Source organism: Moorena sp. SIO4E2, from assembly GCF_010671945.1.
Classification (GTDB): Bacteria; Cyanobacteriota; Cyanobacteriia; order Cyanobacteriales; family Coleofasciculaceae; genus Moorena; species Moorena producens.
In genome coordinates, this window is the sequence record NZ_JAAHIE010000340.1 from 1 (window position 1) to 8207 (window position 8207).

General features: G+C 43.7%; 7 protein-coding genes. 3 read left to right on the plus strand and 4 right to left on the minus strand.

Features of this window, described 5'->3' with window-relative positions:
- Nucleotides 1-53 precede the first annotated feature (53 nt).
- Nucleotides 54-575 (minus strand): phosphoribosyltransferase, encoded by a 522-nt coding sequence (locus tag F6K37_RS26340; RefSeq protein ID WP_008181079.1) that lies wholly within the window; start codon nt 573-575, stop codon nt 54-56.
- 219 nt (nt 576-794) lie between these two features.
- Here F6K37_RS26340 and F6K37_RS26345 point away from each other — a divergent pair, with 219 nt between their 5' ends.
- Entirely contained in the window at nt 795-2495 is a 1701-nt protein-coding gene (locus tag F6K37_RS26345) for an MFS transporter (RefSeq protein WP_044492460.1), read from the plus strand.
- Between the two features lie 257 nt (nt 2496-2752).
- On the opposite strand, the gene F6K37_RS26350 is transcribed toward F6K37_RS26345, so the two are convergent.
- Nucleotides 2753-3007, minus strand: coding sequence for a hypothetical protein (locus F6K37_RS26350; RefSeq protein WP_008181083.1), 255 nt, complete (start codon nt 3005-3007; stop codon nt 2753-2755).
- Between the two features lie 159 nt (nt 3008-3166).
- Here F6K37_RS26350 and F6K37_RS26355 point away from each other — a divergent pair, with 159 nt between their 5' ends.
- Nucleotides 3167-5287 (plus strand): NAD(P)/FAD-dependent oxidoreductase, encoded by a 2121-nt coding sequence (locus F6K37_RS26355; RefSeq protein ID WP_008181086.1) that lies wholly within the window; start codon nt 3167-3169, stop codon nt 5285-5287.
- 238 nt (nt 5288-5525) lie between these two features.
- A complete protein-coding gene (locus F6K37_RS26360) occupies nt 5526-5726 on the plus strand; it encodes a hypothetical protein (protein ID WP_131826957.1) in 201 nt (66 codons plus the stop codon).
- A gap of 374 nt (nt 5727-6100) precedes the next feature.
- On the opposite strand, the gene F6K37_RS26365 is transcribed toward F6K37_RS26360, so the two are convergent.
- Nucleotides 6101-6406, minus strand: a complete 306-nt coding sequence (locus tag F6K37_RS26365; protein WP_287253284.1) for a hypothetical protein — start codon at nt 6404-6406, stop codon at nt 6101-6103.
- Nucleotides 6407-6493: 87 nt separating this feature from the next.
- Complete coding sequence (locus F6K37_RS26370; RefSeq protein WP_287253287.1) at nt 6494-7846, minus strand: RNA-guided endonuclease InsQ/TnpB family protein; 1353 nt, start codon at nt 7844-7846, stop codon at nt 6494-6496.
- Between the last annotated feature and the right edge of the window lie 361 nt (nt 7847-8207).

The following is an 8207-nucleotide window of genomic DNA, read 5'->3' on the forward strand; positions in this document are numbered from 1 at the left end:
TCTATTATTTCTGTGCCCCCTCTGGTTCCTCTGCTCCCTCTGTGCTGATAGGATCACACTTCTCTAATTAAATAGGTTTGAGCCAAATCAGCTGGACTCATGGACTCATACGGTTCAAAAGGCTGATGAATCCAAGGATTATCTGGCAAATAATCCACATAGTAATCAGGAGCAATCCCAGAACAGCCTTTATACCAGATCACAGCAGTACGAATCTCCTCAATTTCTGTACCATAATGACTATAAAGCCATTTAATCCCCTCTCGTAGACTAATACCAGAATCCACTAAATCATCCACCAACAGGATCCGAGTACCTAATTTTGCCGTCGTCATCGCCAGGTGGCTCGAAAACGTAATCGGTCTTCGGATCCGATTGTCTGGTCCGGTATAGGAAGCAGCAGACATAATCCCTAAGGGCTGATTGTAAATGCGGCAGAGGATATCACCAACCCGTAATCCTCCCTTAGCAATACAGACAATCTGGTTGAAATCCCAATCGGCTTGATAGACTTTGACAGCTAGCCGTTCGATTTTTTCATAGTACTCTGACCAGGAGACGTAAAGTTCTGACATAGTTCGCGCAATTGATATTGGTTAGGTATTGGTGAGGGAATCGACCATTAGCAAAAGTCGAAAACTATTCGACCATTACCAGCGGTTGTTCCGAATTTCCCAAGTTCGGAATTTCCCTACTTCTACAAGAAGTCTAATGTTAGAAATGGCTTATGAGTGATTCGTTTTGCTAAAAAAATTCCTATCACCACATTGCCTAGCTCAATTATCTTATCGGTTATGACTGATGTTTCTAGTTCTGATGCCAGTAATCGTCCCCAAGTCTCCGGTGGACTCGAAAAGCTTAACTTTACCACCAAACTAGCTTATGGTGCTGGAGATATGGGTCCAGCCATGACCGCCAATCTCTTAGTCTTTTACCTCCTGCCATTTTTAACCAATGTGGCTGGTTTACCAGCCGGTTTGGCAGGGAGTATTCTGATGATTGGCAAAGTTTCCGATGCCATCAATGATCCCATGGTTGGGATTATGAGCGATCGCACTCGTTCTAGTTGGGGGCGTCGCATTCCCTGGATGCTGTTTGGGGCAATTCCCTTTGGTTTTCTGTTTTTCTTACAGTGGATTGTCCCCCACTTCAGCAATAACAATACCATTAATAACTGGTTACTGTTTAGCTACTACCTTCTGATTGCTATTCTGTTCAACATTGCCTACACTGCAGTTAACCTACCCTACACCGCCCTCACCCCAGAACTCACCCAAGACTACAACGAACGCACTAGCCTCAACAGCTTTCGCTTTACCTTTTCCATCGGTGGCAGCATCCTAACCTTAGTTCTAGGGGGATTAATTTTTAGTGCCTATGCCGGTGATAGTGGGAAGCAATATCTAGTGCTAGGGTTAGTCTGCACCTTGCTGGCGGTGGTGCCGATATTGTGGTGTGTGCTGCGCATCCAAGAACGAGGTGCACAGCCTATATTGGGAACTCAGCAGAAAAAGACTCTAGGAACTCTGCTGACCCTAATTGGACCCCTATCATTTTTCTATGGCATTGCCCGGATTATCCCAGTGACTGCCAAATTATTGGGTGCCACTAGCAACCCTGATATCACTGGTATCTTTCTGAGTCTTCTTGGTTTACTAATTACCGTCTTTGGTATAACTCTGATATTTTCTACCCCAGAACCCCACCTGAAAGATAGCTTTGCTTTCACAGAGCGCTCTGAAGCTGACACTTCAGCCTCCTTATCCTTTTTTGAGCAACTGCGGATTGTATTCAGTAACCAGCCTTTTCTCTATGTGATTGGCATCTACCTGTGTTCCTGGTTAGCTGTCCAGTTAATCGGTTCTATCTTGCTTTACTTCATAGTCAATTGGATGGGATTGCCCGAGTCTAGCTTTTCCTTAGTCGCCCTTGCGATTCAAGGTACTGCCTTATTGATGCTGTTTTTCTGGAAGATGGTAAGTGAGCGATTGGGCAAAAAAACCGCTTACTTTATGGGCACTAGTCTCTGGGTTATCGCTCAAGTTGGTATATTTTTGCTACAACCTGGTCAAGTGGCCTTAATGTACTGTTTAGCTGTTATGGCTGGTTTTGGGGTTTCTGTGGCTTATCTCATCCCCTGGTCCATGGTGCCGGATGTGATTGAACTTGATGAATTGACCACAGGTCAGCGTCGGGAAGGGATATTTTATGGCTTCATGGTTTTGCTGCAAAAACTTGGTTTAGCCCTAGGGTTGTTTTTAGTCGGTATTGTCCTAGAGTGGTCAGGATTCATCTCATCTACTGCTGGGCAACCAGTCCCCACCCAACCCGATTCCGCACTGCTAGCCATCCGTATCGCTATGGGACCACTGCCAACTCTATTCTTGATTGGTGGTGTAGTACTTGCTTACTTCTATCCCATCACCAAGGAATTTCATGCCCAAATTCTCTTGCAGCTAAGAGAGCGTGATCAAGCTACTAGGCAAGGGGAATAGGAATTGATCGGTTGTGTTAAAGATCTAGTTTGACTCAGGAGTAATGTTATAACTGGGGGAAATTTGCCAATCAATAGACTTCGCCGCAGTTGTCAGGCAAAAAGCTTGCATAAACAACAATTGACGCAAACAAGATCAGAAAACTACTAAGTCTGGCAGGTCTAATACCAATCAATCAATCAATCAATCAATGATGAAAAAGGTAGATGCGTTATGGCTTGAGTCGTAGCAATTAACCTAAGCAGCTTGGGCGTCGCTTAAGACGCCTGCCATTCTAATTCAGGCAGACTCTCCCAGGCTTGGACAACCAGGTCATTGAGTAATACTCTTTGTGAGTGATCAAGCCAATCGTCTTCTGCTAAGACTTCGGCAGTTAAATCGTCAAGAGACTGTCCTTCTTGACGGGCAATTTGAATGACACCAGCAATCGCCATTACCACCAGTTCTTCATCAACTGGTTGTTGACGTAGGGCGACTATTTCTTGTGGACTAGCTGGAATGGGATAATTCATACCTAACAAACAAGGGCACCCTTGACTATAACTAAACTGAAATCAATGTAAAGTATTTTTACGAATATTAAACAAGTCGATACTTGGAAGCTTAGCGTATTTTCATCACTGATTACCTCCGTCTCTCCTCTTAATGAAATTTGTGATCACATAACCCCTATGAAAGAGATTCTGTACGTAGAAATCCCTACACCAGACACCAAGACTGTCTGCCAATGGTTGCAACAGGAATGGCAGCCTAAGCTCGGGGATAAGATAATCACGCCAGATGGTATTCGTCTGCAATGGGAGACTACTCCTGATGAGAATTCTAATCACAAGACTACAGTTGCCCTATCTTTGATTCCAGAAATCTCGATTTTTGTGTGGTCTGTGCAGCGAACCACCTACCTCAAAGCTTTTCGTTGGTCCGAAAAGCCCCTGAGCGGCGAAACGCTAATTCTAAGACAGCTGACCCAGAGTCTTCGGGAGCAATTCCCCTACCACTATCCAGAACCACCGGATGTAGAGTTATCTGAGCAATCCATCTTTGAAGCATTAGCACCCTATTATCCTCAGACTGTGCACTTTTTCCGGAAAATGCCTAGAGGAGAATATGACCTGAATCGAGTTTATTGGTGGGAAAAGCGCTGGCGTGAGGGGGTTCGTAACCCCGAGCAGCCCAAGCAGGTAGTGTTTAAGGGGTTGAAGGCCACGCTACGCGAACAACCATCTAACCTTCAACCGACTAACCTTCAACCATCTAACCTGCAACCTTCAACCCCTAAGTACGACGTAATCTACATCGGTGGTGCTTTGGGAGTGATCCATGCTGCAACAATGGCGCAGCGGGGTTATCGGGTATTGCTGATTGAGCGGTTAACCTTTGGGCGGATGAACCGGGAATGGAATATTTCACGGGATGAGTTTCAAAGCCTGATTGATTTGGGTTTATTTACCCCAACTGAGTTTGAAGGGATCATTGCTAGGGAATACCTTGATGGATTTAATAAGTTCTTTGATAGCAACAACCCACCCCACTTGAAAGCAGCCATCTTGCACACGCCAACGGTGCTCAATATCGCCATTGATTCTGCTAAGTTTTTGCAACTGTGTGGAACAAAGCTCACCAGTGCTGGGGGAGAAATCTGGGATGAGACAGAGTTTATCCAAGCAACTATCACCCCAGAGGAAGTTGTGGTGGATTTGCAACACTTACCGACTAAATCTCACCGACAAGCGAGTGGTCGTCTGTTAGTAGATGCCATGGGAACGGCTTCACCAATTGCTTGGCAACTCAATGGGGGTAGGGCGTTTAATAGTGTCTGTCCCACGGTGGGGGCTGTGATTGAGGGATTAGAGCCTCAGGTGTGGGATCCCGATTATGGTGATGTTCTCAATAGTCATGGGGATATTTCCCGGGGACGTCAACTGATTTGGGAGTTGTTCCCTGGTGCAGGTCAGGAATTGACAATTTATTTGTTCCATTACCATCAGATACATCCTGAGAATCCCGGCTCTTTATTAGAAATGTATGAAGATTTCTTTACTATCTTACCGGAATACCGCCGATGTGATATGGAAAAATTGGTGTGGAAGAAGCCAACCTTTGGGTATATTCCCGGACATTTTACGGTGGGAAGTCGCGATCGCATTGTGGCCTTCGACCGACTGGTTGCCATTGGTGATGCTGCCTCCCTTCAGTCCCCCTTGGTGTTCACTGGCTTCGGTTCCTTAGTGCGTAACCTCTATCGCTTAACCGATCTCTTGGAAACTGCCTTGCGGCACAATCTTTTGAGTGCTAAGGATTTAAATCAAATTCGTGCCTATCAAAGTAATATTGCTGTGACCTGGCTCTTTTCCCAGGGGATGATGGTACCAACAGGTCGTCATCTACCACCCCAGCGGATTAACTCCATGCTCAATACCTTCTTTGGTTTGTTGGCAGATGAACCACCGGAGGTACCAGATACGTTTATTAAAGACCGTTTCAGTTGGTTAACCTTTAATCGACTGGCACTCAAAGCAGCTCGCCGAAACCCTGCCCTCATCCCCTGGATTTTGGAAATGGCTGGTGCAAAGGATTTCTTGCTTTGGGTAGGCAGTTACTTAAGTTTTACTAGCAATGCCTTTGTCAGCGGGTTGCTCAAAGGTTGGTTTCCCAGTCTAGTTCGACGGTTACAGCCCTGGCTTGAAAAGCGTTATCCACGGCTTTGGTTACAGTTGTTGGCTCAAAGTTATGCCATCACAGCTGGGATGGGGCGTCCTGAAAAAATAAACCGTGAGCTCAAGTTCGATTGAATACTTATCATTTAAGGTTATTCGTTAATTGTTAATTAGTAATTAACAATTTTTTATTAACCAAGAAGGTAAGCATTCAGCTATCAGCTATCAGCTATCAGCTATCAGCTAATGCCCTAGGCGCAATGGGCTTTTCCTCAGAATTTCAATTCTCATTAATCTCGAACTATTAAATTCTCCCATTCGAGGTTTATTTTAATTAAGCTGACGGCTGAAGGCTTACCCAAGAACTAAAATGATGATGATTCAAAGAAAGACTTTAGTAATTATCTGTCTAATTTTAATCGCTGTTGTCGGTGTTGTCATTAATGTCAAACTTTTACAAGTTTGGAACTATAACACTGAAGGACATGATATTTACTATAGCTGGGTAGAAGGGAAGCGAATTTTATCGGGGCAAAATCCCTACGCTAGAGTCTTATCGGGAAATATGAGATAAAATCAGAAGTATGCTACGTATTTACCCATTTTTTATTGGCTTTCAGCATTAACTCAATTATTGGGATTCCAAGACTACTCAGACTGGATTTCCCTATGGCGACCGATATTTTTAATGGTTAATATCGGGATTGCTGGTCTAATTTTCTATCATTTTTATAACCATAAACTCTTTATTTTTGGCTGGCTTGCTGCTTTATTATGGTTACTGAACCGATGGATGCTTTATGTTAGTATTGACGCTAACTTAGATTTCATAGCCATATTTTTTCTGATTCTTTCCCTGATGTTACTGCCGAAACAAAAATCCACAGCTTTCTTGATGTTTAGCTTGTTTTTGGGTATTAAACAAATTACTATATTTTTAGTACCACTTTATCTGATTTGGGCTTGGCAATCATCAGAGGATAATCCTGTAAAGGATACCTTCATCGCTTTGTTGTTAATACTTGTTATCCCTGGGATAACGTCACTACCATTTATCTTATGGAATGCAGAAGGATTCTTTAAATCGATTCTATTTTCAGCCACTAGAAATCCAGACGGACATGTTAATGCTCCTTCCTTAGATGGGTTAATTACATTATCAAATCCTGATTTCATTGGTATCAAAGCTAAGTTGCCAATGGTGTTGGTAATGAGTCTAGTATTTCTGAGTGCCATGAAGCGACAAATTGGCATCTATACTAGTGCTTTGCTGAGAGGTTGTCTGAAAAGTCTCATTTGCTACATCCAAGCCCCCGTTGGTCCCCCAATTTTGGGGGACTTCTACCAGCAAATTGATTCTTGTTCCCCCCAGAATTGGGGGGCTAGGGGGGCAAAATTCAGTATCAAAAAACTTTTCAGATATCCTCTGACCATGTCCGTATTTATTGAGTTCAATTCAGTAATATTTAACCAATATTTTTGTTGGGTGGTACCTTTGTTGCCTGCTACGAGAAACTGATATAATGCGGTACAAACCGTATTAAAGTTCCCTTCCTGCTTCTTTCCAGTTACCTGGTTTTTCATAGGGTGTCGGCACTTCCTATTCCACAGGCTTAGACCGAATAGCCTTCGGCAAAACGTTCGCGCGTTGAGGCTGGCGTTATAGTCACGGTCTTTGACTTCACCGCAAACCTCACAATCAAAAACTCGTTCTTTAAGTGGCATTTCCTGAACATGACCACAACTAGAACAAGTTTTAGTGGATGGGTAGAATCTATCTACAAATACCAATGAGCAACCGTACCACTCAGACTTGTATGAGACTTGACGACGAATTTCATAAAGAGCGGAATCGGCTATCGCACCTGCTAACTTCTGGTTTTTTAGCAGACCGGAAACATTTAGATCTTCTAACCCAATGACTGCGTGGTTTTTGCAAAGCCAAGAGGTTAATTTGTGAATTGCATCTTTCCGGATGTTAGCAACACTTTGATGGACTTTAGCTAATTTCAGCTTGGTCTTATTTCTATTGGCAGAACCCATAGTTCTTCTAGATAGTTCTCGTTGAAGTCTAGCCAGCTTTTTCTGAGCTTGTTTGTAAGCTCTAGGATTAGGAAATACCGTCCCATCTGAACAGGTGGCTAGAACTTTAACCCCGACATCAACACCTAGATATTCTCTAGATTTAACAGTGGGTTCAGGTTCCAACTCGTAGGCCAAAGAAATATACCAAGAATCGGCTACTCGACTGATTGTGACCCGCTTCGTCTGGATTTCAGGTAAAGGTTCATAAGTGCTAACCCACCCAATAAAAGGGAGTTTCAACCGAGTTCCTGAAAACTCCATGACCTTCCCACAATTATCTAGGGTGAAGCTATCATTTCTACCTTTCTTCTTGAACTTAGGGTGTTGAGCTCTCCCTTGAAAGAATCGGTTAAACGCTTCTGATAAGTGCATGAATACGAATTGATAAACCCTAGAACTTAAGGTAGACTGCCAAGGATATTGAGGTTTAACATGATTGGTGTAGAACTTTTTCAGCTTGTTAGCAGAAGGCTTTAGCCCGGCTTTATAGGATTCGTTCCACATATTTAAAGCCCAATTCCAAAGCCACCTAGAATACCCAGCGTGTTGAGCCATCAAGGTTTTTTGTCTATTATTAAGTTTTAACTGGGTCTTGAAGCCTCGTTGCATAAGTCTGGGTCATTCTTCATTTTGGTTTGATACTAAGCGAGCAGATCGGCGCTGTCAGTCATGGAGTTTTAATGGCTTTGATTATCCCTGCCGTTTCCCATCAAGCTCACGTTCTGACATTGACCCCGACTCACTCAGCAGCAACTATGAGGCAGGAGGTACTTATTCACCGAGCTACTGTTGACGACATACTGATCGTATCGTTTTGTACCGCAAATCGTCAACTAAGTTACTCCTCTCGCGAGTTGCGAGATTCTTCCTAAGAAGGATGCCAAATGATATATAACGCGATGCTCGGTACAAGCCGCTACGCGATTGGCCTACGGCCACGCTACGCGAACGCATCGGGATAGCAATACAA

What these genes read in the sequence shown, in the direction of transcription:
- F6K37_RS26340 (WP_008181079.1), bottom strand. Translation starts at nt 575, where the DNA reads ATGTCAGAACTTTACGTCTCCTGGTCAGAGTACTATGAAAAAATCGAA.
- F6K37_RS26345 (WP_044492460.1), top strand. Translation starts at nt 795, where the DNA reads ATGACTGATGTTTCTAGTTCTGATGCCAGTAATCGTCCCCAAGTCTCC.
- F6K37_RS26350 (WP_008181083.1), bottom strand. Translation starts at nt 3,007, where the DNA reads ATGAATTATCCCATTCCAGCTAGTCCACAAGAAATAGTCGCCCTACGT.
- F6K37_RS26355 (WP_008181086.1), top strand. Translation starts at nt 3,167, where the DNA reads ATGAAAGAGATTCTGTACGTAGAAATCCCTACACCAGACACCAAGACT.
- F6K37_RS26360 (WP_131826957.1), top strand. Translation starts at nt 5,526, where the DNA reads ATGATGATTCAAAGAAAGACTTTAGTAATTATCTGTCTAATTTTAATC.
- F6K37_RS26365 (WP_287253284.1), bottom strand. Translation starts at nt 6,406, where the DNA reads ATGCCAATTTGTCGCTTCATGGCACTCAGAAATACTAGACTCATTACC.
- F6K37_RS26370 (WP_287253287.1), bottom strand. Translation starts at nt 7,846, where the DNA reads ATGCAACGAGGCTTCAAGACCCAGTTAAAACTTAATAATAGACAAAAA.